We start from the raw sequence: 23057 nt of genomic DNA on the forward strand, positions 1-23057 counted from the left end.
CATGGCATTCACTCAAACCCAGCTGGACGCGATCGAAAAAGCCCTGGCACGGGGCGAACGTGTCGTGCAATACGCTGACCGGCGCGTCGAGTACCGCAGCGTTGCGGAGTTGATCGAGCTGCGGAACACCATCCAGCGCGATCTGGCGCAGCAGAACGGGCAGCTGCGCAAGCGTAGCCACCGGCTGTACCACGCAGGAAAGGGGATCTGATGAGCGGTTTCCCGACACTGCGTGGCCGCGGCTTCCTGATGCCGACCCGGCTGAAGAACAGCTATGAAGGGGCGGGACAGGGACGACGAGCCAATAACTGGCAACCCGGCAGCAACGGGCCGGTCAGCACCACTGGCAGCGGCCTGCAGACCCTGCGCAACCGCAGTCGCCACGCTGCGCGCAATGACCCTTACGCCTTCAAGGCGCTGGACACGCAAGTCTCCAACCACATCGGTACCGGTATCGCGCCCAAGTCGCAACATCCGGATGCCGACATCCGGCAAATGCTGCAGGAGGTGTGGGACGACTGGTGCGAGGAGTCCGATGCAGATGGCGTGCTGGATTTCTACGGCCAGCAGGCGCTGGCCGCGCAAGGCTTGTTTGAAAGCGGCGAGTGTTTCGTCCGCCTGCGGCCGCGCCGGCTGGAAGACGGCCTGGCCGTGCCGTTGCAGATCCAGCTGCTGGAGCCGGAATTCGTACCGCATGACAAAACCGGTACCGCGCCCAACGGCAACCGCATCCGTCAGGGCATCGAGTTCGACGCCATCGGTAAGCGAGTCGCCTACTGGATGTACAAGAGCCACCCCGGTGAACGTGCGGGTGAAGGCACCTACAACAGCCTGGTGCGGGTACCGGCAGAGCAGGTGCTGCATGTGTACGAGCCGACCCGCCCCGGCCAGCTGCGTGGCGTGCCGATGCTGGCCACCGTGCTGTTGCGCCTCAAGACGTTGGATGAGTTCGACGACGCCGTGCTGTTCCGGCAAGAGGTGGCCAACCTGTTTGCCGGCTTCATCCGCAAACCGTCTGCCGATGCCGCATTTCCCGGCGAACCGGGCCAGCAAGTCGATTCCGACTTCGCCCCGCTGGTCGGCCTGGAGCCGGGCACCATGCAAGAACTGGCGCCGGGCGAGGAAGTTGAATTCAGTGACCCGCCCGACGCCGGCAACAACTATCAGGACTTCATGCGGCAACAGCTGGCGGCCATCGCCGCTGGCATGGGCCTGCCGTACGAGTTGCTGACCGGTGACCTGCGCAACATCAGCGACCGCGTGATCCGCGTCATCCTGAATGAATTCCGCCGCCGCGTAGAGCAGCGCCAGCACGCCATCTTTGTGCAGCAGCTGTGCAAGCCGGTATGGCGAGCGGTGCTGAATGTGGCTGTGCTGTCCGGTGCCATCAGCCTGCCGGGCTATGCGGCCAACCCTCGGCCTTACCAGCGCGCACGCTGGGTACCGCAGGGCTGGGCGTACATCCACCCGGTACAGGACGTGCAAGCCGACCGCCTGGCGGTGCGCAGCGGTTTCACCAGCCGCAGCGAGGTGGCGCTGAAGCGTGGCGCCGATGCCGAAACGATCGACACTGAAAACGCTGCGGACAACGCCCGCGCCGACGGGCTGGGGCTGGCCTACGACTCCGACCCGCGCCAGCGTGACGATCAGGGCGAAATCATCGTGGATGACGGTGCCGATGCAAACAAGGAACGACCATGAACCAAGTAGCACCCCGCATTTTTAACGGCCCGGCACCTGCACCGGCGGCCAACGGCAACTGGTACCGCATCAGTAATGCGGCCAACCTTGCCGCCGATCAGGCACTGGAAGTCGAGCTGTACGACGAAATCGGCGCCTGGGGTATCCGTGCCGCCGACTTCATCCGCGACTTGAAGGCTGCCGATGATGGTCAGCGCGACATCGTGGTTGGCATCAGCAGCTTGGGCGGCGACGTGTTCGACGGCATTGCCATCCACAACACCCTGCGCCGCCTGGGCAACCGCGTTACCGCCCGCATCGACAGCGTGGCGGCCAGCATCGCCAGCATCATCGCCGTTGGCGCCCACCGCGTGGTGATGCCGGCCAACAGCATGATGATGATCCACAACCCGTGGACCTTCGCCATGGGCGAGGCAGACGACCTGCGCGCCACCGCCGACATGATGGACAAAGTGCGCGACAACCTGATCGGCTGCTATCGCGCCAAAGCGCCTGCGCTAGCGGAAGACGAGCTGGTCCAGATGCTGGCTGATACCACCTGGCTGACAGCGCAAGAGGCGCTGGCACTGGGGCTGGTGGATGAAGTCACCGACATCGCGCCGCTGAAAGCCAGCGCCAACATGCGTGCCGGCCTGGGCCGGTTGAAGAATGCTCCGCCTGCGCTGCTGCAGGCGCTGGAAGAACCCGCTACACCGCCTGCTGATCCGGCACCTGCTCCGGCACCGGAACCAGAGCCGGTACCACCCGCCGCGGTAGATGCGGTGGCGATGGCGAAACTGGCGGCGCGACTGTGTAACGAGGCTGCGTTGCCGGCCGTTGCCGTTGACAGCGTGATCACCGTCAGCGCGCTGGCCAGCGAAAGCGCCATTCGCAACGCGGTAACCCAGGCTACCGAGATCCGCGACTTGTGCAAGACCGCCAAGCTGCCGGAGCTGGCCAACAGCCTGATCGCCAGTGGCCTGGATGTGGAATCTGCCCGGGCGCGGCTGTTTGACAAGATGGTCGCCGATGCCGGTGACGAGCTGGACAACCTGCCGCCGGCGGATGACCCCGCGGTACCGAAGAACAAGGGCCCATCGGCCCGCAACATTTATGCAAGCCGCCGTGCCCGTGCGGCCAACCCACAGCGAGGTAATGTATGACCATCCTTCAGCAAGCAGGCCGTGCCGGCGAACACCTGATTTCCACCGTTGGCCAGATCAGCAATGACCTGGTCGAACTTGCCGCCGGTGCCGCGCTGCCCGCCGGCCAGGTGCTGGCGTATGACTCCGCGCTGCACCTGTATGTGCCCTACGACAATGCCAGTCAGACGGCCGGTGTTGCCGCTGCCGTGCTGTATGCGCCGGCGCCGGCCCGCACCGAGGTCACCCGCGTGGTGGTTACCGGTCGTCTGGCAGAGGTGCAGGGCGCTCAGCTCACTGGTCTGGATGCGAATGCGCGCGCCGATTTCGGCAGCCTGTTCATCGTCGTCCGCTAATTCTTCCGCATTCCCCACATTCAAGGCGCTGCCCGCAAGGTCGGCGCCTTTTGCATTTCTGGAGCCTGAACCATGCCTAGTCTTGATATTTTTGAAGATGACGCCTTTTCGCTGTCGACACTGACTGCCGCAATCAACGAAGGCCCCCAGGCACCGAGCCGTCTGGCCAACCTGGGGCTGTTCGAAGAAGAGGGGATTACCACCACCACGGTGGAGATCGAGAAAGAGGGCAACACCCTGTCGCTGGTGGCTGCCGGCGAACGCGGCGGTCCCGGTCAGCAGGTCGGCGGTGACAAGCGCAGCCTGCTGCACTTCGGCACCATCCACCTGCCGCAACAGAGCGTTATCCGCGCTGACGAAGTGACCAACCTGCGTGCCTTTGGCAGTGAAACCGAGGTTGAAACGGTGCAGGCGGTGGTGTCGAAGCGCCAGATGAAGCACAAGCGCCAGCTGGATGCCACTACTGAGTACCACCGCATCGGTGCGGTTAAGGGTCTGGTGATGGATGCCGACGGCCAGCGCGTCCTGCTGGATACCTACCAGCATTTCCAGATTCAGCAGACCGAGATCGAAATCAACCTGAGCGCCATGGGGCCGAACCTGCGTGGTCAGTGCCTGGCTGTGGTTGAAGCGGTGGAAGAGGCGCTGGGTTCGGCATCCAGCACCGGTGTGCGCGTGCTGTGCGGCAAGAATATCTGGGCTGCGCTGGTGGCCAACAAGTACCTGGAAGAAACCTTCAAGTACGGGCCACAGGCTGCGGCTTTGCGCGGTGACCCGCGTGACACCATCGAGTTCGGTGGCATGGTGTGGGAGCGCTATACCGGCAAGGTTGGCACCATCGCCTTCATCGACCCGGATTATGCCTACGTGGTACCGGAAGGTGTGCCGGACATGTTCATTACCCGTTTTGCCCCGGCTGACCATGTCGATGCCGTCGGCACCATGGGCCTGCCGTATTACACCTCGCTGGAGCTGCTGAAGCACGGTAAGGGCGTGGACATGCTGTCGCAGTCCAACGTGCTGAACCTGAACACCCGCCCGGCCGCGGTGATCCGCCTGAAGCTGAAAGTCGCCTGACCATGTTCCGTGACCTGATGTCCGACATCGACGATACGGTGTTTGACGTTCTGGGCGATGACGCCACGGTGCAGGGCAAGCCGGTCTCCGGCATGTTCTACGCACCGTGGTTGCAGTCGGCGCTGGGCAAGCTCAATACCAGCATCCGCGAACCTCACCTGGTGGTGCTGGATGCCGATGCTGTAGGGGTGGGCAAGGCCGCCGTGGTGCAGGTGACGGGGCAGGGTGACTACACCGTTGTCAGCGTTGAGCCGGACGGTACCGGCCGGACGACGCTGGTGCTCAGGCCGGTTTAGATGGGGTTGCCATGATTGACGTGAAGGTCGATTTTGACTCGCGGCAGTTAAAAGGGCTGACGCGGGGCTTGAGCGTGCATGCGCTGGAACGCGTGGCCAAGCGGGCGGTAAGAAAAACGGCCCTTTGGGTTCGTACCCACCTGCTCAGATATCTCCGCGACGACGGGATCAAGCGCAAGATCATTGTTCATCGCGTCAAAATCTACGACAAGGAATGGCGTCACGGCGGAGGCGGGGGGCCCGCAGTCAAGGTCTGGTTTGGCGTGAATGCCGTGAATGCAGATGAGCTGGGGCGCCCGGTCAAAACGGGTTCGGGTTCCCGCGTTAAATCCTGGTATTTCGAATCCGCATTTGTGCCGAGCCGTAATCCGAGCTTCAAGGGCAAGCTTTACCGCCGTACTACCTCACGGCGGTTGCCCATCCAGCGCGCCAAGGTCGAGGTGGATGAAATGGCCAACGACGCTTTCGCCATGATTGTCGGGCAGATTCCTGGTCGCCTGCATGAGCTGATGCGGCAGGAGCTGAACTACGAGGTGAGTAAGCTGCAATGATTGATGCACTGCATGACGCCATAAAGCAAAGGTTGGCCGCAGCCCTGCCGGATCTGGATGTTCAGTTTTATCCGGACTTGGGCGCACGCGTCAGCTTGCCATTGCTGGTGCTGGAACTGGCCGAGTTTGATACCGGTACCGACCCAGGTACCGGGGAACTGGCGCTGATCGCGACTTTCCAGGCGCGCCTCGTGTGCGACCCGAATCAGGCCGGCGCTGAGTTGGCCATTCGCCAATTGGCCGCGCATGTTGCGGCGCAGGTGCATGCCGCCACTAACTTCGGCCAGCCGGTGACTCCCGCCAAGCTGCGCCAGATCGGGCCGGATGGTTTTCGCGCGGATCTGGATGGCTACCTGGTGTGGCTGGTGGAATGGGTGCATGAGATGGACATTGGCGAGCCGTCGGACATCACGTTGCCGTCGTTCGTACCGCGTGAGGTAGTGTGGTCCGCCGACGGTGACACAGAAGCGGTAACGCTGCCATGAGCTTCGAACAGTCTGAAAGTGACCGTCAGCTCTCCAGCATGATCATGCTGGGGTGTGTGGCTGCAGTGCAGATGAAGCCGCCGCGCGTGCGCATAGAGTCCGACGGTTGGACATCCGACTGGGTAATGTGGAACGCCGTGGCTGCAGGGCAGGCGCGTCACTGGCGACACCCAAGCATCGGCGAACAGGCCGTGCTGCTGAACCCGTCCGGTGATCCGGCGCAGGGTGTCGCCATCATCGGCTTCTATACCGGTGAGTTTGACGGTGATGGCCGCCCGGACGTGGTCGGCTGGCTGATGCCGGACGGTGCGGTGATGGAATATGACCACGCCGCTGGCGCGCTGCTGGTGGACGGCGTCAAAGCCGTCAACGTGAATGCAGCCGACAGCGTAACGGTGAAGACCACCACCATCACGCTGGATGCACAAGACGTGGTGGTGACCAATAACCTGACTGTCGGTGCCGCGATCAACCACCTGGCCAATGGCGGCGCCAAGGCCAGCTTTGGCGGTGAGATTGATGCCAAGGGCAGTATCCACTCCGACGCTGACGTTACCGCCGGTGACATCAGCCTGCAGGGCCATGGCCATATTGGCCAGGGAGATGGGAATAGGACTGGTCCAGCCGTGATATGATTTTTTCATTTATGAAGGATGAAATATGGCGCGCTACTTGATACCAGCCTTGGAAGAAGTTGATGTCACTTCAATTGAAGAAATGCTGATGGTGTGCGCCCGAGAAGTTGAGGATGCGTTGATTTCTTCTGGAGCAAGTGAAGATGAGTACACTCGCATGGACCTTATTCGTTTGGCCGCACCGTTTGCGTTGGAAGTCATGAAAGCGCGAAACGCTTTCAAATAGCAGTATTGCTCTTCCTTTTATAAGTAGCCCCGCCTGTGCGGGGCTTTGTCATTTCTGGAGCCTACAACATGAGCAAGAGCCAACCTGAAACTCGTCCCAGCGACTCGGTTGCACCTACGACTTTCCGCGACAAGGCATTCAAGTCGCGCACCCTGTTCCTGAAAGATGGTCGCGCGGTCGTGGTGGAAAACTACACCGTGACCACGTCCGACAAGGACGTGATTGCGTTTCTGGGTAGCCATGCCGACTTTGTTCGTCAGCCGGCCGCGGCTGACAGCGCTGCGGAGTAACCCCGATGAGCCTCGCCGGCATGAACCGGGACACCGGCCAGCCGGTGAGCGGAATCGAGCATCTGCGGCAGTCGCTGGCTGACATTCTGAGCACCCCGATCGGCAGCCGACGGATGCGGCCGGAGTACGGCAGCAACATCCCGCGCATGGTGGACCAGCCGGTTAATCCCGGCTGGATCGCGGCGGTACAGAGCGAGGCAGCCCGTGCAATCGCCCGCTGGGAGCCGCGCATCAAGCTCAAGCGTGTGTCGCTGATCTCCCTGATCGATGGGCGCCCGGTGTTCCGCATCGAAGGCGACTACATCGGTGAAAACCAGATTCTGGACGTGACAGCATGATTGACCTGACCCAACTGCCGGCGCCGGCGGTGATCGAGGAACTCGATTTTGAAACCATCTATGCCAGCAAGTTGGCGCGGTTTCAGTCGCTGTACCCCGATTACAGTGCGGCGCTGGAGTCCGACCCGGTTGTGAAGCTGCTGGAACTGGCGGCGTACGACGAAATGATGCTGCGAGCGCGGATAAACGATGCAGCAAAGGCCACCATGCTGGCGTATGCCACTGGGACCGACCTTGAAAACCGAGCCGCAGATTATGGTGTCTCCCGCCTGCTGGTCACTCCTGCCGACCCGGACGCCAACCCGCCTGCCGAGGCGGTATGGGAAGACGATGATCGCCTGCGCTACCGCTGCCAGCTGGCGCTGGAAGGGTTGTCGGTTGCAGGCAGTCGCGGTGCCTACTTATTCCATACCCTGACGGCATCGGCCAACGTGCTGGACGCAAACATTGTGTCGCCGGAAGGAGGCCTGGTGCGGGCTTACATTCTGGATCAGCGCGGCAATGGCGTTCCCGACCAGGCGCTGCTTGACACTGTGCTGGCGGCGTTGTCGTCGGAGACGGTAATCCCGTTGTGTGACAGCGTTCAGGTGGTAGCCGGCCAGCCGCGGGAGTTTGCCGTCACCGCCACCATCGAATTTGAGGCCGGGTTGATTGCGGCGACAGGCGGGATACCGGCGGCGCAGGCACGGCTGGAAAGCATGTTGGCTGATCGCAGAAAGCTGGCAGGGCTGGTCTCGCTGGATGACATTTACGGCGCCCTGAAAACGACCGGCATCCGCCGCATCCGGCTGACCTCGCCTACCGTCGACATCGAGTGTGGCGAAGGCCAGTTTCCGCAATGCACAGCCATCAACCTGAGCTGATGCCATGAGCCGCTACCTGTTACCACTAAACCGTTCTCCGCTTGAGGCCTCGCTGGCTGATGCTGGCCAGTTCAACCTTGATCCGACGCCCCTGCGCTGGCAGGCCGATGCCAACCGCTGCCCTACGGAGTTCCTGCCATGGCTGGCATGGGCACGCTCGGTAGAGGGCTTCGACGCCGCCAGCAGCGAAGACCGACAGCGGGCGCTGATCCGCCAATCCATCGATATTCACAAGCGCAAAGGCACCGTAGCCGCTGTGCGCGATGTTTTCCGGGTGCTTGGCCTGGGCGAGGTAACTATTGAGCAGGGCCGTAGCGGCTACCGCCGCGACGGCACTCGCACCCGCACCGCCTTCAACAAGCGCGGCAATCGTGCAGATGCCTGGGCCGAATACCGCGTTGTCTGCTACAGCCGCCTGACCGTGCAGCAGGCTGCCATTGGTCGCCAGATGCTGGTCGATATCGCCCCCGCCCGCTGCCACCTGTTTGAGCTGGACTTCAGCCATGCCGCGCTCACCCGTAACGGGCTGGCCAGCCGCAATGGCAGCTACACGCGCGGCTCAACCTAACCCTGATCACCCGGAGAACATATGGGAAACCTGATTGAAACCGTCGTATGGGAAGCCGGTATCCCGTACTTTGCAGCTGATGCCATCCTGACCGGTGGGCCGGACTGCCCGGACAACATCCCGATCCAGGCACTAGCCAACCGTACCGCCTTCCTGAAAAAGCAGATCGATGATGCCGTCTCAGGCGCGCTGACGGTGATGTACGCCAACCGCCTGAAGACCGCGCGCAACATCGCCATGACCGGCGATGGCAGCTGGAACGTCAACTTCGACGGCAACGGCAACGTCACCGCCGCGATGACACTGGCCAATAGCGGGGTGGTCGCCGGAACCTATAGGTCGGTGACCGTCGACGGCAAGGGCCGCGTCACTGCCGGCAGCAACCCCACGACGCTGGCCGGCTACGGCATCACTGATGCGCAGCCGCTCGACTCTGATCTGACCGCGCTGGCCGCGCTGGTTACCACCGGCTTCTACGTCAATACCGGCGTCGGCACCGTTGCGGCGCGCACCCTGACTGCGGGAACTGGTATCAGCATCGCCAACGGTGATGGCGTCGCCGGCAACCCGGCGATCACCAATACCGGCGTCACCTCGCTGACAGGTACCGCCAACCAGGTCAATGTGTCGGCGGCGACCGGGGGTGTAACCCTATCGCTGCCACAGGCCATCCACAGTGGCGCCAAGCCGTCGTTCGCCCAAGTGGCGCTGGCAGCCGACCCGACCAGTGCGCTGGATGCCGCAACCAAGCAGTACGTCGACAACATGGCCGCCGGGCTGGAGGTCAAAACCTCAGTACGTGCCGCAACCACCGCCAATATCGTGCTGTCTGGCACGCAGACCATCGACGGCGTGGCGCTGGTTGCCGGTGACCGCGTACTGGTCAAGAACCAGGGCACGGCCAGCCAGAACGGGCTCTACCTCGTTGCGGCCGGAGCCTGGACGCGCACCACCGATGCTGACGCATGGGGCGAGCTGGTCAGCGCCTTTGTTTTTGTGGAGAGTGGCACCACCAACGCCGACAGTGGCTGGGTATGCACCGTAGATCAAGGCGGTACGCTCGGCAACACCAATATCACCTGGACGCAGTTTGCTGGCGCCGGCACGGTCACCGCCGGTACAGGGCTGTCCGTATCCGGCAACCAGGTGTCGCTCGCTGCAGGTAGCAACGTGCTGGCACTGCACAACCTTGCCAGCACCGGCATGGTGGTGCGTACCGGCGCCGGCACGGTCGCCGCCCGCACGCTGACTGCCGGCGCCGGTGTCACCGTGACCAACGGCGACGGCGTCGCGGGCAACCCGACTGTCGCGTTGTCTGCCAGTGGCGTTGTCGCGGGCACTTACCCGAAAGTGACGGTCGATACCTATGGTCGCGTCACCGCCGGCTCCGCGCTAGCCGCCGCCGACATCCCGGCGCTGGACTGGAGCAAGATCACAAGCGGCCTGCCAACAACACTGGCTGGCTACGGCATCACCGATGCACTGTCTGCTCTCCCTGCTGGCATTCCCTTAGACTGGAGCGGTCTCACCCCTCCTTTGTGGGCGGTGGTACGGGACGGCGCAGCACTGTCCCGAGCTAGCTACACCAGTCTCTACGCTGCACTCTGCCCGGCCCGGAACGGCACGTTGACCAACGGCGCCAACACCGTCACTGGTCTATCCACCACGCTGGATATGTGGGTGGGCATGCCGGTGGAGGGTGTGGGGGTGCCAGCCGGCGCGACCGTGGCCAGCATCACCAGTAACAGCGCTATCACCCTGTCGGCCAATGCCACTGCCACCGGTGTGCAATCGTTGCGTCTGTTCCCGTTCGGTTACGGCAACGGCGGCAGCGCCACAACCTTTGGCGTGCCGGATGACCGTGGCCTACATACCCGTGCCTACGACTCTGGGCGCGGCTACGAGCAATCCACGCTGACGGCCAATACCACCAATGCCAGCAACGTGCTGGCGGGCATCACATCGACACGTGGTCTGTATGTCGGTATGCCGGTCAGCGGCGCAGGCATCCCGGCCAGCACCACCATCAGCGAGATCGTGAGCGCGGTCAGCGTGAAGCTGTCTGCCAATGCCACGGCGACAGCGAGTGCTGTCGCTTTGACGGTAACCGGGCGACAGGTTGGTGCTGAAGGCACTGACGCCATCCAGAACATCACAGGCGGTGTCGCCGATACGGGCACGGCCGTCACTTCGGTCACTGGCGCATTTCAGGCCTCGACCAGTGGAACGGGTTACTGGACGGGTACGTCAACAGGAGGTGCTGACGGATTCACCTTTGATGCCAGCAGGGTGGCACGTACAGGTCCAGAAACCCAAGTCAAACGCCGTATCTATCTGCCGATCATCACCCTGGGAGATTAAGCATGAGTCTGATCTACAACTACCACCCGGTGACGGGTGAATACCTTGGCCAGGCTGTGGCCAATGTTTCGCCGCGCGAAGAGGATGTGCTGCTGGTGCCGGCGTTTGCGGCAGTAGCGGCGCCACCGCCGGTGGGCGAGCGCCAGTGTGCCTGCTACCTGGATGCCGCCGGGCTGGTGCCGGCTGATTACCAGGACGGTGCCTGGCATGTCGTGACGGACTGGCGTGGCGTGGCGCTGTGGAACAAGCAGTACGGTGACGAGGTCTGGATTACCAAGCCAGGGCAGAAGCCGGAAGATATCGGCGCTACCGATCTGCCGTGCCCGTCTGCAGCGTACCGTTGGCAGGGGGATGGCTGGCAGCTAGATAGCGAACTGCAAACCCAACTGGCGGCACAGGCTGCAGTGAGCAAACTGGCGGATATCAATGCAGCGGCAGGCCGGGCACTGGCAGAGCTGTCGGCAGGTTATCCGGCAGGCGAGATCGCCAGTTGGCCGCAGCAAACCCGCGAGGCCGAAACCATCGCGGCAAACCCGGAGGCTGCGGCACCGATTCTCTCCGCCATTGCCCAGCAGCGTGGCATTCCCGTCGCAGAACTTGCGCAGCGGGTGCAGGCCAAGGTGACGGCTTACGGCATGGCAAGTGGCTACATCATTGGCCAGCGGCAGGCGCTGGAGGATGCAGTCGAGGCAGTGGATCTGACCGCCGCCGATGCCCTGCAGCAGCTGGAAGCCATCACCTGGCCAGCAGCCTGATAGAAGGATGCACCATGTGGCGCTACCGGCTTGATCACTCCTTCCACCACGGCTCGACGCATCTCGCCGGCGTGACCTACCGCAACGACTGGATCGACATCCGCCACGGCTCGATAGTGATCCAGCCAGGCTATGCCTGGGATGGCTGCAGCCCAGCATGGCGTCTGCCGGGTGGGCTGTGGCTGGGCACGCCGGATGGCCCGCTCGGCATCGATGGCCGGCCGCTGACCTACCACGCCAGCCTAGTGCACGATGCGCTGTGTCAGTTCAAGGCAGAGATCCCGATCCGCCAGCGCGCCACGGTACAGGTTTTCGCCGAGCTGCTGCAGCTGGCCGGCTTCCCGCCGTGGAGGGTGTGGTTGTACGCCACCACCGTGGCCAAGTTAGGCCCACAGCGCTTTGCTGGAGACTGACGCGTTTGTCAATTGGCGGAAAAGCCAATCTATTAAGCCGCCGCCGATGGGCGGCTTTCTTCATTTTGATCACCCGCTACGGCGGGTTTTTTTACGCCCATTTGGGAGGAAACATGCCTAACGAGTCGTTGTTCCACGGCGTCACCGTCGCGCTGGTCGATAGTGGGCCGCGCACCATCGCGCTGCCGTCTTCGTCGATTATCGGTATTGCCGACACCTTTACCCCGGGTGCTGGCCTTGCCACGCCAAACCAGCCGGTGAAGATCACCAATGATCGCGAGGCAGCGGCGGCATTCGGTACTGATAGTCCGATGTTCCGCCAGCTCAAAGCCATCTACAGCAAGACCCGGGCGGCCATCGTTGCTGTCGGGGTAGAAGGCAATGTAGATCCTGCCCAGCAAGCCAGCGCCATTATCGGAGGCATGACTGCCGGTGGCGTGCGTACCGGCTTGCAAGCGCTGCTGGACGGTAAGTCCACCGTTGGCTTGCAGCCGCGCTTGCTGGTAGCGCCGGGCCATTCTTCCAAGCAGGCCGTGGCCAGCGCTATGGATAGCCTGGCCGGTAAATTGCGTGCGATCAGCATCATCGATGGTCCGAACACGACCGACGATGCCGCCATTGCTTACGCGGAAAACTTCGGCAGCAAGCGGCTGTACCTGGTCGATGCCGGCGGCAACAAGGTGTGGGATACCACCAGCAGCAGCGAAATCCTACTGCCGTCGTCGGGCGCGGTGGCCGGCCTGTTCGCGGCCAAGGATGCTGATGTCGGTTTCTGGGCATCGCCGTCCAATACCGAGTTTGCCGAGGTGCTGGGCACTGGCCGCCCGGTGGAATACCTGTACGGTGATCCGACCTGCCGCGCCAACCTGCTGAACCAGGCATACGTATCCACCATCATTCGCGATGGCGGCTTCCGCCTGTGGGGTAACCGCACGCTGTCGGCCGATCCGAAGTGGTCGTTTGTCACCCGCGTGCGCACCACCGACATGGTGATGGACGCCATCCTGCGTGGTCACCAGTGGGCGGTGGATAAGGGCATCACCAAGACCTACGTGAAGGATGTCACCGATGGCCTGGATGCGTTCATGCGCGACCTGCGCAATGCCGGCGCCATCATCAACTTCGAGGTCTACCCGGACCCGGTGCTGAATACCGCCTCGCAGCTGGAAGAGGGCAAGGTGTACTGGAACATCCGCTTTACCGACGTGCCACCAGCTGAGAACCCGATCTTCCGTGTGGAAGTGACGAACCAGTGGATCACCGAAGTGCTGGCCGCTTAACAAGGACAAATCATGATTCCGCAAACACTCACCAACTTTAACCTGGCTCTGGCGGGCACCAGCTACGCCGGCAAGGCCTCGCAGGTGCAGCTGCCCAAACTCAAGCGCAAGACTGAGGCCTGGCGCGGCGGCGGTATGGATGGCGAGATCGATCTGGCTGTCGGGCTGGAGAAAATGGAAGCCGGCTTTACCCTGACCGGTATCGACAAGGCGTCGCTGGCGATGTTCGGCCTGGCCGACGGTAGCGCCTTCAACGGCACCTTCCGCGGTGCCTTCACCGACAAAAAAGGAAAGGTGGTTGCTGCTGTCTGCACCTTGCGTGGTCTGCTCACCGAAGTGGACATGGGCAACTGGGAAGCCGGCAAGAAGAACGAAACCAAGTACGCCCTTACAGCGGACTACTACAAGCTGGAAGTCGATGGCGCCGTGGTGTATGAAATCGACCCGGTCGGCCTGGTGCGCATCATTGATGGCGTAGACGAACTCGCCGCCGAGCGTGCTGCGCTGGGCCTGTAATCCCGCTGCGGCCAACCTTTAACGCCCCGCCTTGTGCGGGGCGTTGTCATTTCAGGAAAACCCCATGAAAGAAACCATCAAGCTGTCTGCCCCGGTCACCCTCAATGGCGTGCAAACCAACCAGATCGTGCTGCGCGAGCCGACAGTGGGTGATTCGCTCGATGCCCGCCAGCTGGCCGGCAATGATGATGCGAAGTACGAGATGACCATGCTGGCGAATATGGCCGGCTGCGCGCCGGACGACCTACGTCAGGTGACGTTGCGCGATTACGGCAAATTGCAGAAAGCCTACCTTCGGCTGTCTTCGGATGAACCAGCTGCCGACGGGGAACAGTCCGCAGTGGTGGGTGTGGTCACGCCGGCTGGCTGAGCGATACGGCTGGAGCCGGGACGAGATCCGCGCGGTACCGGTGTCCGAGCTGGTGCAGTGGTTGGCAGAGGATGAGCCGCCGGATTAGCGGCGGGACAACCAGTAGAACAGCAAGGCGATGGCCACGATCGGGGTGCAGCCCACCAGCACCCCGGCTAGCGCGCCGTGCAGCACGGTGGTCGCGGACAGCCCGTGCTGACTGATGCCGTACAGCGCGCCACCGGCGGCCATCAGCAGGACCACTGCCGTTCCGATCAGATCAAACCATTTGCCTGCGTGCATTGAAGGGCCTGTATGTCTAAAGATGTTGCCATTGGCATTGTAATCGGTGGTGCGGTATCCGCAACCCTGGGCGCCGCCGTCGGCAAGACGCAGAAGTCGGTGGAAGGCCTGCAAAAAGGCATAGCGGATACCAAGGGCATCAAGAGCCTGATTGGTGAAACCCAGCGCTTGCAGCGTGAGCTGGCCGAGGCTGACAAGGCCGGGCGCCGGATTGGCCTGGAAAGCGTACGTCAGCTGCGGGGCGAGCTTGGCGGACTGGAAAAAGACTGGCAGGCGTCTACCACCCGGGTTGGCGAGCTGGCCAAGTCGCTGAATGCCGCCAAGCAGGCCGCTGCCGGGCAAGCCGCGGCGGTGCCGGCGCTGGAGGCTGAACACCGTGCGCTTTCGGAGTCGGCAAGGTTGGCCGCAGCCCATGCCGACATCAAGCGTGCTGCGTGGCAGGACGGCAAGAACAACGCCGCCATGACTCGCCAGCAGGTGCAGGCGTTGAAGGGTGAGGCCGATGCCGCCCGTGGTGCCTCTCAGCAGGCCAAGTCGCTGGCCACGGCCAAGAAAGCCCAGATCGATGCCGCCAAGGCGGCCACGTTGGAAGAGGCGCGGCTGACCAGCGCGCTGGGCAAGGCACAGCGTGCCGCGGCTGCCGCCAAGACGGCGTTCGAGGACAAGCGTGTCGCGCTGCAGGCTGCCCGCAGCGAGCTACGCAATGCCGGTACCGCGGTCGGCGATACAACCCGCCAGACTGTCAAACTGGGCGATGCGGCCAGACAGGCCGCCCAGGGACAGCAGCAGCTAGCCAACGTGCCGCTGCGCGACAAGCTGGCGGCCAACACCGCCAAGCTGCGTGACATGGGCGTCGAGGTCGGCAACCTCGACAAGGCCATGCGCAAGCTGCAGCAGACCGAAAAGGGCATGCAGTGGCAGCAGGCGGGCGCAGCCAAGATGCAGTCTGGCATCGAGCTGGGCAAAACCGCCGGGGTAGCGGCGATCGGCGCGGCTGCGGTGCCGACCAAGATCAGCGGCGACTTCCAGGCAGAGGTTCGCGACATTGCCATCAAGGCCGGGGTGGCCAACAAGGCCGGCGAAAAAGAGCTGGTCAGCAGCATCATGCAGATTGCTGCAGCCCAGAAGATGGATCGCACCGCGCTGGCGCAGTCAATCAATGGCCTGGTGACTCAGGGCATGGATGTCAAAGAGGCTACCGGGCATGGTGAGTTGCTGGCCGAATTGATCCGTGGCCAGAAAATGGCACCGGAAGACGCGGCCAAGCTGATCTACTCCTTCGGCCAGAACGGCGTGTCGCAGAAAGACATGCGCAAGACCATGGGCGAAGTGGCCGTTGCCGGCGATCTGGGCGCGTTCGAATCCGACAAGATGGCCAAGTTCATGCCGGAACTGCTGGCCACAACTGGCGCGCTGGGTTTCCAGGGGCCGGATGCGGTGCGCTACATCGCCGCCAGCCTGCAGGCGCAGGTCAAGCTGACGGGTGACCCGGACAGTGCCGCCAACAACTTCAAAAACCTGCTGGCCAAGATCACCGCGCCGGATACCGACAAAAAATTCAAGGATGGTGGCGTCAACCTGCAGGAGTCCATGAAGGCGTACATGAAGGCCGGCTACAACCCGGTTGAAGCCTTCATTGCGCTGACAGAAAAGCTCACCGCCAAGCAGGACCCGAAACAGGCGAAGAAGCTGGAAGACCTGAAAGCCAAGATCAAGAACAGTGGCGGCAACAAGCAGCAAGAGAATGAAGCGCTGGATGCCTACCTGAAGATGGCCGGGCTGGCCGAGATCCTCACCGACCAACAGGCACGCTCCGGCGCGCTGGCGCAGATCAAGTACGGCGGTCAGATCAAGAGCGACTTGTCCAAGATCCAGCGCACGGATGGTGGCAAGAAACTGTCCAGTGACAAGGCACTGCGCGACGACACATCCAACAGCCGCTGGGAAGCGGTAGCGGCCGACTTCAGTGCCAGCATGATTGCGGTGGGGGATGCCATCCGGCCGGTGACGAATCTTGCTGCCGGCTTCGCTTCCTCGCTGCTGCAGCTGGGTACTGGTTTTGCCCAGGCCCACCCCGAGGCTGCCATGCTGGGTGTGGCCGCAGGTGCTGTCACCCTGGGGGTGGCGGCCAAGCGTATTGTCGGTGGCGCGGTGCAGTGGGGCGCCGGCAAGGTGCTGACCACGCTGGGCGGCAAGGTTGGGGCTGCCACAGCAGGTAAGGGTGGTTTACCTGGTGCGTTGTCTGATGTGCTGGGCGGCGGCAAGCCTGGCGCCGGCGTGCAGCAGGTGTTTGTCACCAATATGCCGAGTGGTGGCCTGCCGGATCTGGGTGGCGGTGGTAGCAAGCCGCCGGGCAAGCTGACACAAATAGGCGCCAGTGTGCGGGGTGCGCTTGGTGGTGTTGCGACTGCCGGGCGGGCCGCACTGGCGGCGCCATCGCTTGGGGCGGTGGCTGCTGGCGGTACCGCCACGGTGGCAACCGCAGTGGGCATGACGGCTGCTGCGGGCGTGGCTGGCTATGGCATCGGCACCGCAATCAATGCCGGCATTACTGCCGGGCTTACCGCCAGTAATGGCGGTAAGGAGCGCACGCTCGGTACGTGGCTGTTTGACAAGCTGCAAGGTGATGCCGATGCCAAGGCTTTGGCGCCGACGATCATCAAGCGGAAGGTGGCTGTCGGTAGCACCGCAGTGCCCGTGCCGACGCCATCGGCGCCGAGCGCCAAAGTCACGCCGCCGACGGTGGTGCCGCAGCCGGCCAAAGCGGCTACAGCCAAACCAGCGCCGCCGCCTGTTGTGCAGCACTTTACCTTCTCACCAAAGATCGACGTCAAGGTGCTGGGCGATGCCAAGAACCCGGCGGAGATCGCCGCGCAGCTGGCGCCGCACCTGAAGCGGCTGTTTGACCAATGGTCTGCCAAAGCCAGAACAAGTGGCGGTGGCATGTACGACCCGGTAGGGGGATGAAATGGAACTTGAATCAGTGCTTCGCCTTGCCGTTGCTGGCGCCAGCCGTGCCGCCGGCGTTGCCAACCTGCCGCGGGCGGTGGCCGATGTCACCTCTGCGGTGAAGGATGCCGCCAGTGCGGCGACGCAGGTAGAGAAGGCCGCCGCGCTGCTGTCTGCCGGAGCACCACTGACCGGTGCCAGCAGCAAGGCGGTACAACGCGCGGCTGGACTGCTGACGTTGGCCGCAAAGGATCTCAGTGGCTCCAGCAACAACCTATTGCAGGCGGCGGGCAGCGCGCTGGCGGCCAGCAACAGCAAGCTGAAACAGGCGCTGGGCTATTCGCTCACCGCCTACGCGCGCTTGCCGAAAGACGCCCGGGCCATCGCCATGCGCATGGGCGGCGGTAGTGTCGCCTCGCTGGTGCAGTCATTCGGCAGCGCGCTGGTGGCTGGTCTGGATTTAGGCGGTGCCCCCGCGCGGGGTTACCTGCTGGAGCTGGCGCCGGAGCTGGGCGTGCCATTTCGCTTTGCCCTAGGGCAGGCAGCGTTTGACACCTTGTCCCGGGCCACCCAGTTCAACATCGCCAGTCAGGAACGTTTGACGCGCCGGTCGGCAGAGCAGGCGGTGAGTAAGGGCAGCGACCGCATCACCCTGAAGGGTGCGATTTTTCTGGCACGGCACGGTGCCGGGCATATTGATCGTCTGCGTGAGCTGGGTGATGTGCAGCAGCCGCTAACGCTCACCACCGGTTACGGCGAGCACCTGGGGCGCTGGTATCTGGCATCGATAAATGAAGAACAGGAGCACCTGTTCGTGGACGGGGCGCCACGCAAGCAGGGCTTTACTTTGGAGCTGTCGCGCTATGGCGAAGATTATCAGAACCTCTGACGGCGACTGCCTGGACAGCATCTGCTATGCGCACTATGGCCACCTCAACGGCAGCGTTGAGGCGGTGCTGGCCGCCAACGTGGATCTTGCCGGGTTGGCGCAGCCGTATCCGCAGGGGATTTACATTGCCATGCCGGACATTGCCAATGCCCCAACCGAAACCGTCACGTTGTGGGAGTAAACCATGCGGCCAACCTTTCGCATCCTGGCCAACGGTCAGGACATCACAGCGCTCCTGCAGGACCGTCTTATCTCGATCAGCATCACCGACAAGGCGGGGCTGGATTCCGACGAGCTGACCGTTACCCTGGATGACCGCAACGGAGTGGTCAGCCTGCCGAAGCGTGGTGGCATGCTCGATGTCAGTCTGGGCTATGTCGAAACCGGATTGACCCGTATCGGGCAATACCGGGTGGATGAGGTCGAATCCAGCGGCCCGCCGCAGATTGTGGTGTTTCGTGGCAGGCCGGCGGACATGTCCGGCAAGATCAAGCAGCCGCGGCGACACTCGTGGGAAGGCGCCACGCTGGAGCAGATCGTCAAGGACATCGCCGCGCGCAACAAGCTCAAGGCGGTGTGCAAGGTCAAGGCAACCGTTGCCCGGGCCGACCAGATGAACGAATCCGATCTGCACTTCATCACCCGGCTGGCGGGCCAATACGACGCCACGGCCACGGTGAAGGGCGGCCAGATCCTGGTGTTGCCGCGTGGCGGGCAGACGGCCAGCGTCAGCGGCAAGACGCTGCCCACGCTGGTGATCCACCGCAAGGACATCAAGAGCTGGCACTTCAAGTCCAGCGATCGCAACGCCTCTGGCGGCGCCATTGTGCGCCATCACGACAAAGCAACAGGCAAGACCCAGTCGGTACTGGTGCCCAATCCGGACAACCCGAGCGCACCGCCGCGCGTGATCCGCCACACAGCGAGCAGTAAAGGTAGCGCCGCTGCGGCAGCCAAGGCCGCCAGCAATCGCGCGGCACGGTCGGAAATCACCATGAGCGTCACCATGGCTGGCCGTGCCGACATCGTGGCTGAGCGCAAGCTGCGGACGCAGGGCATCAAGGACGGTGTCGATCACCTGTGGACGGTAGACAGCGTGGTGCACGATTTCAGTAGTGGTGGTTGGGAAATCAGCGTTGAACTGATCCTGAATAAAAAAGCCGATCCGGCGAAGAAGGGGAAGAAGAAAGCAGGACAGAAAAAACCCAAGGCGCTGGCCGTATTGGCGCCATGACTTGTTTCACTCCGGCCCCGCGACTTCGCGGGGTTTTACTTTTTAAGGGGGGTAGTAATGGCAGCAAAAACCAAATTCAGCCTGTGGCTGGTGGTCACCATGGCACTGGCCAGCCTGGCGGTGATGTTCACTTTTCGTGGGGCGGCGGTCGCGGCGGCAACCTGGTTGCTGGCCAGCCTGAGTGCGACGGCGATGGCATCGAGCGGCGCGGGGAAGGCCGGGGCCGCGGCCGGGCTGCATGGCCCGGCATTCATCGGTGCGCTGTTTGGTGCCGCGCTGCAGTGGCGGCAGTCGCTGGGGCGCCCCACGCCTGAGCGGGTGCTGCTCGCTGCGGTGTCGCTGGTGGCGGCGTATTTCGGTGGCCTGCTAACGGCCAGCCTGTGGCCGGATCTGGGCGGCGGTGCTGTGGGGCTGGGTGGTTTAGTGGCGGCCAACCTTGCGGTGCCGCTGATCGATGCGCTGCGGGCCCTGCTGCTGGCGCTGCGTGATGCCTTGCTGGCCCTGCTGCGCGATGTGCCCTGGCTCAAGCGGCTGATTGCCAACCGTCTGGGGGCAAAAGATGCTGCATCGCAACTGCCATCCACAGAAACGGTGGATAAGCCTGTGAATGATAGCGCTGCTGGATAGCCTGGCAGAACTATCGACCATGCCTGATTAATATTTAATCAGGCTGGCGTAGCCAATCTATGAAAGCAGGATAAGCGCCATGGCAATGATCACCAAAGCCGAGGCGCACCAGGCCGTCTGCCAGCGGTTTGTGGTTTCGCCGTCAGATCGCCAATGATCGTAGAAGGGGGCGGCGATGTATACCACCGCCCAAACCAATGCAGCCGTCGCGACGATGTAGGCAACGGAGTGTAGGTAGAACTGTGCGTTTTCTACGTTGAGGTTAACCATATCGCGTTCTCGTATGTCATTGGTTTGAAGCTTAACAGCAAATCGTGAATTCACCAGCCCCGCCGCGTGCGGGGTTTTTCTTTTGGAGGTACGGCCATGATTGGTCTGGAAGCATTGAAGGTAGCTGCCACGCAGCTGGGGGCAGAAGAACAGCCGCGGGGCAGCAATGACGGCCCGCGCGTGCGGGAATACCTCAAGGCAGTGAAGCTCGGGCCGGGCTACGCCTGGTGCATGGCTTTCGTCTACTGGTGTACGGCAAAGGGTTGCACCGATCTGGCGCAGGCCAACCCGCTACTGCAGACCGGCGGCGTGATGCGGCAGTGGAACGAGCGGCCGGCGCTGCGCGTGGCCAAGCCGCAGGCGGGCGACATTTTCATCATGGATTTTGGCAAGGGGGTGGGGCACACCGGCTTTGTCGAGAAGGTGCTGCCCGATGGTCGCATCCAGACCATCGAGGGCAACACCAACGCCGATGGTAGCCGTGAAGGCTATGCCGTCTGTCGGCGCACCCGTGCCACGTCATCCATCAAAGGCTATCTGAGGATCTGACCATGTGGAGAAAAGCTATTCCCTGGCTGGCACTGCTGGCTGCGCTGGTTGGCTCGCGCTGGTGGGCGTACAGCCACGGCAAAGACGTGGTGACACTGGCGCGTGACCTGGGCGATGCCAAGCGTGAGCGCGACAACAACGCCACCATCAACGATCTGCAGCAACAGCTGCGCCGCAAGGAGTCAGCTGCGGCCAGCGCGTTGCTGGCTGCGGAGACCCGCTACCGTGAAGGACTGCTCAATGTACAAGCCGAAAAGAACCGCATTCTTGCTGACGCTGCTGCTGGCCGGCTGCGCCTGTCAGTCCCCATCAAGCCTGCCAGTTGCCCAGCTGCAGGTGCTGCGGCCAACGTTGCCGAAGGTGGAGCCGATCCAGCGCCACGAGCCGAACTTTCTGATGCGGCTACAGCGTTTCTTGTCAGCCTCGCAAGCGAAGCCGATGCCATAGCGGTTGAGCTGAATCGTTGTGTTAGTAGGGAAAATATTTATATGAAATAATTTTGAATGTGGTTTGCATTATTCCGTTTGTTTTCGTAAGCACCGAGGCTTTAATGGTCAGTTGATGGATAAAGCCTCGGTGCACATGAATTATTCCGTTTTGGTCGAGTGAGATAACAATATTTTCACAATTGCCGGGTCTTGAAGAAGTGAGCTTAGTGCATTTTCAAGCCCTTCTTTGTCTTGGCATACTGTTTTCGAGTCTTTCCGCTCAATGGTGCAAGGAAAGCCAAGTCTTGAATAGCGCCATTCTGCAATTGTGGTGTATTTTCCATTGGCTACTGAAGAAACGGCCACTACATCCATGTATTGAGGCTGTGCTCTTCTTGTTAAATTTGCAATTCCTGAAAAAATGTCAGTTTCTTCGTGTTTCCTTACTCGCTCCACAGACATTTTTACACCCGGTATGTCTTCTTCAAGTGCTGCGCTAAGATCCTCAAATACAGATTGAATTTCTTTCAGGTTGTTTGCCTCAATACTTGCTTGTTCGAGGCCAATTTTTAGGGAGTCCTTAAAGAGTGATTTGTTGCTCATACTTAATCTTTCTAAATAGCAAGTCAATTTTGACTGGAAAGTGGTCAAATATTTCTTTGGTGGATTTAATTTTTGATGTTAGGGTGTGCGGCTTTAAAATTTCCGCGCTATTTTCCACGTAGCTTATTGTTGTTGCGTGAAAAATTGATCCGGATATCATTATCTGATCAAAAACATGCCAATTAGTATATTGCCCACCCCGGTAAAAATAAGACCCAGATGCACTATAGTGCTTGCCACCCTTCATAGGGTGAGTTGTGTACTCACCAAGTTTTGACCAAAATGGATTGTATAGATAGGTTAATGGACGTAACTTGGCTAGGTCAATGTCGCTTGTTGCTTGTAGGCTGTGGAAAATAGAACTGGCAAATGGGTCGTCATTGTAGTCACCCATTAGTATTATATTTTCATTTTTGTTTTTTTCCCGCATTGCATCAACTACTGAAAGAAGAGCGCCTCCGTATTTTTCTCTGGTTGGGTGCATTTCGCCATTAGTAATTCGCGATGGCCAGTGTGAAACAATGACGGAGAATATGTGTGAAGTTAATTTCTCCATAAATTTCACGACAACGCCAATTTTTACATTTGAGGACAATACCATTGAAGATATAAATTGAGTGTATTTGCCTTCTTCTTTGTATGGTAAAAAGTGATCTTCATTGTAACATATGCATAAATTAAAATTATGCGTGTTGTGTTTTGTTGCTCTTATTATTTTGTAAGGGGATAATTCTTTTTTTTGACTGAAAATAGTTTCTAGCTTATTAATGTCCGAATCCGATATTTCGCATAGGCCAAGGATCCCTGTGTTGTTGGATGTCAGCAACTGCTCAATGGTTAATGCCGCGTTTTGCATGCTGGCTTCATCAGATCTATCTGGCGCTGCAGAAGGGGATAGGGCTGTGTTCCACCAGGCTATGCCAATTTTTTTATCGTAAAGGTTGTTTTCCATTTGCTATTTTACTTAAACGCATTGTTTATCTAGATTGTGACTTTGCATTTGGATTGTGGACTTTCTGTTGTG

At 61.2% G+C, this 23057-nt stretch carries 31 protein-coding genes; 27 read left to right on the forward strand and 4 right to left on the reverse strand.

Going from position 1 to position 23057, the window contains the following annotated elements; all coding sequences use genetic code 11:
- The first annotated feature begins 1 nt into the window (after position 1).
- From ABNW52_RS07845 to ABNW52_RS07940, 20 genes are all read left to right on the forward strand, one after another.
- Complete coding sequence (locus ABNW52_RS07845) at positions 2 to 211, forward strand: phage head-tail joining protein (protein ID WP_349586096.1); 210 nt, start codon at positions 2 to 4, stop codon at positions 209 to 211.
- Complete coding sequence (locus ABNW52_RS07850; protein ID WP_349586098.1) at positions 211 to 1701, forward strand: phage portal protein; 1491 nt, start codon at positions 211 to 213, stop codon at positions 1699 to 1701. Before ABNW52_RS07845 ends, ABNW52_RS07850 begins: the two co-directional genes overlap by 1 nt.
- Complete coding sequence (locus ABNW52_RS07855; RefSeq protein WP_349586100.1) at positions 1698 to 2843, forward strand: head maturation protease, ClpP-related; 1146 nt, start codon at positions 1698 to 1700, stop codon at positions 2841 to 2843. Before ABNW52_RS07850 ends, ABNW52_RS07855 begins: the two co-directional genes overlap by 4 nt.
- Positions 2840 to 3178, forward strand: coding sequence for a head decoration protein (locus ABNW52_RS07860; protein WP_349586102.1), 339 nt, complete (start codon positions 2840 to 2842; stop codon positions 3176 to 3178). Before ABNW52_RS07855 ends, ABNW52_RS07860 begins: the two co-directional genes overlap by 4 nt.
- 72 nt (positions 3179 to 3250) lie before the next feature.
- On the forward strand, positions 3251 to 4255 hold the full coding sequence (locus tag ABNW52_RS07865; RefSeq protein WP_349586104.1) for a major capsid protein: 1005 nt from the start codon (positions 3251 to 3253) through the stop codon (positions 4253 to 4255).
- Between the two features lie 2 nt (positions 4256 to 4257).
- On the forward strand, positions 4258 to 4551 hold the full coding sequence (locus ABNW52_RS07870; protein ID WP_349586106.1) for a head-tail joining protein: 294 nt from the start codon (positions 4258 to 4260) through the stop codon (positions 4549 to 4551).
- A gap of 11 nt (positions 4552 to 4562) precedes the next feature.
- On the forward strand, positions 4563 to 5102 hold the full coding sequence (locus ABNW52_RS07875) for a hypothetical protein (RefSeq protein WP_349586108.1): 540 nt from the start codon (positions 4563 to 4565) through the stop codon (positions 5100 to 5102).
- A complete protein-coding gene (locus ABNW52_RS07880; protein ID WP_349586110.1) occupies positions 5099 to 5587 on the forward strand; it encodes a hypothetical protein in 489 nt (162 codons plus the stop codon). The genes ABNW52_RS07875 and ABNW52_RS07880 overlap by 4 nt, the downstream gene beginning before the upstream one ends.
- A complete protein-coding gene (locus ABNW52_RS07885; protein ID WP_349586112.1) occupies positions 5584 to 6222 on the forward strand; it encodes a phage baseplate assembly protein V in 639 nt (212 codons plus the stop codon). The genes ABNW52_RS07880 and ABNW52_RS07885 overlap by 4 nt, the downstream gene beginning before the upstream one ends.
- Before the next feature lie 25 nt (positions 6223 to 6247).
- Positions 6248 to 6448: a hypothetical protein gene (locus ABNW52_RS07890; RefSeq protein ID WP_349586114.1), complete on the forward strand. Its 201-nt coding sequence runs from the start codon at positions 6248 to 6250 to the stop codon at positions 6446 to 6448.
- A 68-nt stretch (positions 6449 to 6516) separates the two neighbouring features.
- Positions 6517 to 6738 carry a hypothetical protein gene (locus tag ABNW52_RS07895; RefSeq protein ID WP_349586116.1) on the forward strand — a complete coding sequence of 74 codons (222 nt, stop codon included), beginning with the start codon at positions 6517 to 6519 and terminating at the stop codon, positions 6736 to 6738.
- 5 nt (positions 6739 to 6743) lie between these two features.
- Entirely contained in the window at positions 6744 to 7076 is a 333-nt protein-coding gene (locus ABNW52_RS07900) for a GPW/gp25 family protein (RefSeq protein ID WP_349586118.1), read from the forward strand.
- The gene (locus ABNW52_RS07905) at positions 7073 to 7939 is read left to right on the forward strand and encodes a baseplate assembly protein (RefSeq protein WP_349586120.1); all 867 of its coding nucleotides are present in this window, start codon (positions 7073 to 7075) and stop codon (positions 7937 to 7939) included. The genes ABNW52_RS07900 and ABNW52_RS07905 overlap by 4 nt, the downstream gene beginning before the upstream one ends.
- A gap of 4 nt (positions 7940 to 7943) precedes the next feature.
- Entirely contained in the window at positions 7944 to 8507 is a 564-nt protein-coding gene (locus tag ABNW52_RS07910) for a phage tail protein I (RefSeq protein ID WP_349586122.1), read from the forward strand.
- A gap of 21 nt (positions 8508 to 8528) precedes the next feature.
- Entirely contained in the window at positions 8529 to 10868 is a 2340-nt protein-coding gene (locus ABNW52_RS07915) for a beta strand repeat-containing protein (RefSeq protein WP_349586124.1), read from the forward strand.
- Positions 10869 to 10870: 2 nt separating this feature from the next.
- Positions 10871 to 11623, forward strand: a complete 753-nt coding sequence (locus ABNW52_RS07920) for an aldo-keto reductase family protein (RefSeq protein WP_349586125.1) — start codon at positions 10871 to 10873, stop codon at positions 11621 to 11623.
- Between the two features lie 14 nt (positions 11624 to 11637).
- Positions 11638 to 12036: a hypothetical protein gene (locus tag ABNW52_RS07925; RefSeq protein WP_349586127.1), complete on the forward strand. Its 399-nt coding sequence runs from the start codon at positions 11638 to 11640 to the stop codon at positions 12034 to 12036.
- A 113-nt stretch (positions 12037 to 12149) separates the two neighbouring features.
- Positions 12150 to 13316 carry a phage tail sheath family protein gene (locus ABNW52_RS07930; protein WP_349586129.1) on the forward strand — a complete coding sequence of 389 codons (1167 nt, stop codon included), beginning with the start codon at positions 12150 to 12152 and terminating at the stop codon, positions 13314 to 13316.
- A gap of 12 nt (positions 13317 to 13328) precedes the next feature.
- On the forward strand, positions 13329 to 13832 hold the full coding sequence (locus ABNW52_RS07935; RefSeq protein ID WP_349586131.1) for a phage major tail tube protein: 504 nt from the start codon (positions 13329 to 13331) through the stop codon (positions 13830 to 13832).
- 64 nt (positions 13833 to 13896) lie between these two features.
- On the forward strand, positions 13897 to 14202 hold the full coding sequence (locus tag ABNW52_RS07940) for a phage tail assembly protein (protein WP_349586133.1): 306 nt from the start codon (positions 13897 to 13899) through the stop codon (positions 14200 to 14202).
- Positions 14203 to 14286: 84 nt separating this feature from the next.
- Here the strand turns inward: ABNW52_RS07940 and ABNW52_RS07945 are convergent, their stop codons facing one another.
- Complete coding sequence (locus ABNW52_RS07945; RefSeq protein WP_349586135.1) at positions 14287 to 14484, reverse strand: hypothetical protein; 198 nt, start codon at positions 14482 to 14484, stop codon at positions 14287 to 14289.
- A 12-nt stretch (positions 14485 to 14496) separates the two neighbouring features.
- Here ABNW52_RS07945 and ABNW52_RS07950 point away from each other — a divergent pair, with 12 nt between their 5' ends.
- The 5 genes from ABNW52_RS07950 to ABNW52_RS07970 all read left to right on the forward strand — a co-directional run bounded on the left by ABNW52_RS07950 (position 14497) and on the right by ABNW52_RS07970 (position 20183).
- Complete coding sequence (locus tag ABNW52_RS07950) at positions 14497 to 17451, forward strand: phage tail tape measure protein (protein WP_349586137.1); 2955 nt, start codon at positions 14497 to 14499, stop codon at positions 17449 to 17451.
- 16 nt (positions 17452 to 17467) lie between these two features.
- On the forward strand, positions 17468 to 18322 hold the full coding sequence (locus ABNW52_RS07955; RefSeq protein ID WP_349586139.1) for a phage tail protein: 855 nt from the start codon (positions 17468 to 17470) through the stop codon (positions 18320 to 18322).
- Complete coding sequence (locus tag ABNW52_RS07960) at positions 18297 to 18503, forward strand: tail protein X (RefSeq protein WP_349586141.1); 207 nt, start codon at positions 18297 to 18299, stop codon at positions 18501 to 18503. Before ABNW52_RS07955 ends, ABNW52_RS07960 begins: the two co-directional genes overlap by 26 nt.
- Positions 18504 to 18506: 3 nt before the next feature.
- Entirely contained in the window at positions 18507 to 19556 is a 1050-nt protein-coding gene (locus ABNW52_RS07965; protein WP_349586143.1) for a phage late control D family protein, read from the forward strand.
- 99 nt (positions 19557 to 19655) lie between these two features.
- The gene (locus ABNW52_RS07970) at positions 19656 to 20183 is read left to right on the forward strand and encodes a hypothetical protein (protein ID WP_349586145.1); all 528 of its coding nucleotides are present in this window, start codon (positions 19656 to 19658) and stop codon (positions 20181 to 20183) included.
- Between the two features lie 57 nt (positions 20184 to 20240).
- On the opposite strand, the gene ABNW52_RS07975 is transcribed toward ABNW52_RS07970, so the two are convergent.
- Entirely contained in the window at positions 20241 to 20453 is a 213-nt protein-coding gene (locus ABNW52_RS07975; RefSeq protein WP_349586147.1) for a hypothetical protein, read from the reverse strand.
- A gap of 96 nt (positions 20454 to 20549) precedes the next feature.
- Here ABNW52_RS07975 and ABNW52_RS07980 point away from each other — a divergent pair, with 96 nt between their 5' ends.
- Both ABNW52_RS07980 and ABNW52_RS07985 read left to right on the forward strand, forming a co-directional pair.
- The gene (locus ABNW52_RS07980; RefSeq protein WP_349586149.1) at positions 20550 to 21002 is read left to right on the forward strand and encodes a CHAP domain-containing protein; all 453 of its coding nucleotides are present in this window, start codon (positions 20550 to 20552) and stop codon (positions 21000 to 21002) included.
- Between the two features lie 2 nt (positions 21003 to 21004).
- Complete coding sequence (locus ABNW52_RS07985) at positions 21005 to 21499, forward strand: lysis system i-spanin subunit Rz (RefSeq protein WP_349586151.1); 495 nt, start codon at positions 21005 to 21007, stop codon at positions 21497 to 21499.
- Positions 21500 to 21589: 90 nt separating this feature from the next.
- Here ABNW52_RS07985 and ABNW52_RS07990 read toward each other — a convergent pair whose 3' ends face one another.
- Both ABNW52_RS07990 and ABNW52_RS07995 read right to left on the reverse strand, forming a co-directional pair.
- A complete protein-coding gene (locus ABNW52_RS07990) occupies positions 21590 to 22033 on the reverse strand; it encodes a hypothetical protein (protein ID WP_349586153.1) in 444 nt (147 codons plus the stop codon).
- Positions 22011 to 22985, reverse strand: a complete 975-nt coding sequence (locus ABNW52_RS07995) for an endonuclease/exonuclease/phosphatase family protein (protein ID WP_349586155.1) — start codon at positions 22983 to 22985, stop codon at positions 22011 to 22013. Before ABNW52_RS07995 ends, ABNW52_RS07990 begins: the two co-directional genes overlap by 23 nt.
- Between the last annotated feature and the right edge of the window lie 72 nt (positions 22986 to 23057).

It is taken from the genome of Vogesella oryzagri, from assembly GCF_040148885.1.
GTDB classification, from domain to species: Bacteria; Pseudomonadota; Gammaproteobacteria; order Burkholderiales; family Chromobacteriaceae; genus Vogesella; species Vogesella oryzagri.

Coding starts and splice junctions, on each gene's coding strand:
- ABNW52_RS07845 (WP_349586096.1), top strand. CDS start 2: ATGGCATTCACTCAAACCCAGCTGGACGCGATCGAAAAAGCCCTGGCA.
- ABNW52_RS07850 (WP_349586098.1), top strand. CDS start 211: ATGAGCGGTTTCCCGACACTGCGTGGCCGCGGCTTCCTGATGCCGACC.
- ABNW52_RS07855 (WP_349586100.1), top strand. CDS start 1,698: ATGAACCAAGTAGCACCCCGCATTTTTAACGGCCCGGCACCTGCACCG.
- ABNW52_RS07860 (WP_349586102.1), top strand. CDS start 2,840: ATGACCATCCTTCAGCAAGCAGGCCGTGCCGGCGAACACCTGATTTCC.
- ABNW52_RS07865 (WP_349586104.1), top strand. CDS start 3,251: ATGCCTAGTCTTGATATTTTTGAAGATGACGCCTTTTCGCTGTCGACA.
- ABNW52_RS07870 (WP_349586106.1), top strand. CDS start 4,258: ATGTTCCGTGACCTGATGTCCGACATCGACGATACGGTGTTTGACGTT.
- ABNW52_RS07875 (WP_349586108.1), top strand. CDS start 4,563: ATGATTGACGTGAAGGTCGATTTTGACTCGCGGCAGTTAAAAGGGCTG.
- ABNW52_RS07880 (WP_349586110.1), top strand. CDS start 5,099: ATGATTGATGCACTGCATGACGCCATAAAGCAAAGGTTGGCCGCAGCC.
- ABNW52_RS07885 (WP_349586112.1), top strand. CDS start 5,584: ATGAGCTTCGAACAGTCTGAAAGTGACCGTCAGCTCTCCAGCATGATC.
- ABNW52_RS07890 (WP_349586114.1), top strand. CDS start 6,248: ATGGCGCGCTACTTGATACCAGCCTTGGAAGAAGTTGATGTCACTTCA.
- ABNW52_RS07895 (WP_349586116.1), top strand. CDS start 6,517: ATGAGCAAGAGCCAACCTGAAACTCGTCCCAGCGACTCGGTTGCACCT.
- ABNW52_RS07900 (WP_349586118.1), top strand. CDS start 6,744: ATGAGCCTCGCCGGCATGAACCGGGACACCGGCCAGCCGGTGAGCGGA.
- ABNW52_RS07905 (WP_349586120.1), top strand. CDS start 7,073: ATGATTGACCTGACCCAACTGCCGGCGCCGGCGGTGATCGAGGAACTC.
- ABNW52_RS07910 (WP_349586122.1), top strand. CDS start 7,944: ATGAGCCGCTACCTGTTACCACTAAACCGTTCTCCGCTTGAGGCCTCG.
- ABNW52_RS07915 (WP_349586124.1), top strand. CDS start 8,529: ATGGGAAACCTGATTGAAACCGTCGTATGGGAAGCCGGTATCCCGTAC.
- ABNW52_RS07920 (WP_349586125.1), top strand. CDS start 10,871: ATGAGTCTGATCTACAACTACCACCCGGTGACGGGTGAATACCTTGGC.
- ABNW52_RS07925 (WP_349586127.1), top strand. CDS start 11,638: ATGTGGCGCTACCGGCTTGATCACTCCTTCCACCACGGCTCGACGCAT.
- ABNW52_RS07930 (WP_349586129.1), top strand. CDS start 12,150: ATGCCTAACGAGTCGTTGTTCCACGGCGTCACCGTCGCGCTGGTCGAT.
- ABNW52_RS07935 (WP_349586131.1), top strand. CDS start 13,329: ATGATTCCGCAAACACTCACCAACTTTAACCTGGCTCTGGCGGGCACC.
- ABNW52_RS07940 (WP_349586133.1), top strand. CDS start 13,897: ATGAAAGAAACCATCAAGCTGTCTGCCCCGGTCACCCTCAATGGCGTG.
- ABNW52_RS07945 (WP_349586135.1), bottom strand. CDS start 14,484: ATGCACGCAGGCAAATGGTTTGATCTGATCGGAACGGCAGTGGTCCTG.
- ABNW52_RS07950 (WP_349586137.1), top strand. CDS start 14,497: ATGTCTAAAGATGTTGCCATTGGCATTGTAATCGGTGGTGCGGTATCC.
- ABNW52_RS07960 (WP_349586141.1), top strand. CDS start 18,297: ATGGCGAAGATTATCAGAACCTCTGACGGCGACTGCCTGGACAGCATC.
- ABNW52_RS07965 (WP_349586143.1), top strand. CDS start 18,507: ATGCGGCCAACCTTTCGCATCCTGGCCAACGGTCAGGACATCACAGCG.
- ABNW52_RS07970 (WP_349586145.1), top strand. CDS start 19,656: ATGGCACTGGCCAGCCTGGCGGTGATGTTCACTTTTCGTGGGGCGGCG.
- ABNW52_RS07975 (WP_349586147.1), bottom strand. CDS start 20,453: ATGGTTAACCTCAACGTAGAAAACGCACAGTTCTACCTACACTCCGTT.
- ABNW52_RS07980 (WP_349586149.1), top strand. CDS start 20,550: ATGATTGGTCTGGAAGCATTGAAGGTAGCTGCCACGCAGCTGGGGGCA.
- ABNW52_RS07985 (WP_349586151.1), top strand. CDS start 21,005: ATGTGGAGAAAAGCTATTCCCTGGCTGGCACTGCTGGCTGCGCTGGTT.
- ABNW52_RS07990 (WP_349586153.1), bottom strand. CDS start 22,033: ATGAGCAACAAATCACTCTTTAAGGACTCCCTAAAAATTGGCCTCGAA.
- ABNW52_RS07995 (WP_349586155.1), bottom strand. CDS start 22,985: ATGGAAAACAACCTTTACGATAAAAAAATTGGCATAGCCTGGTGGAAC.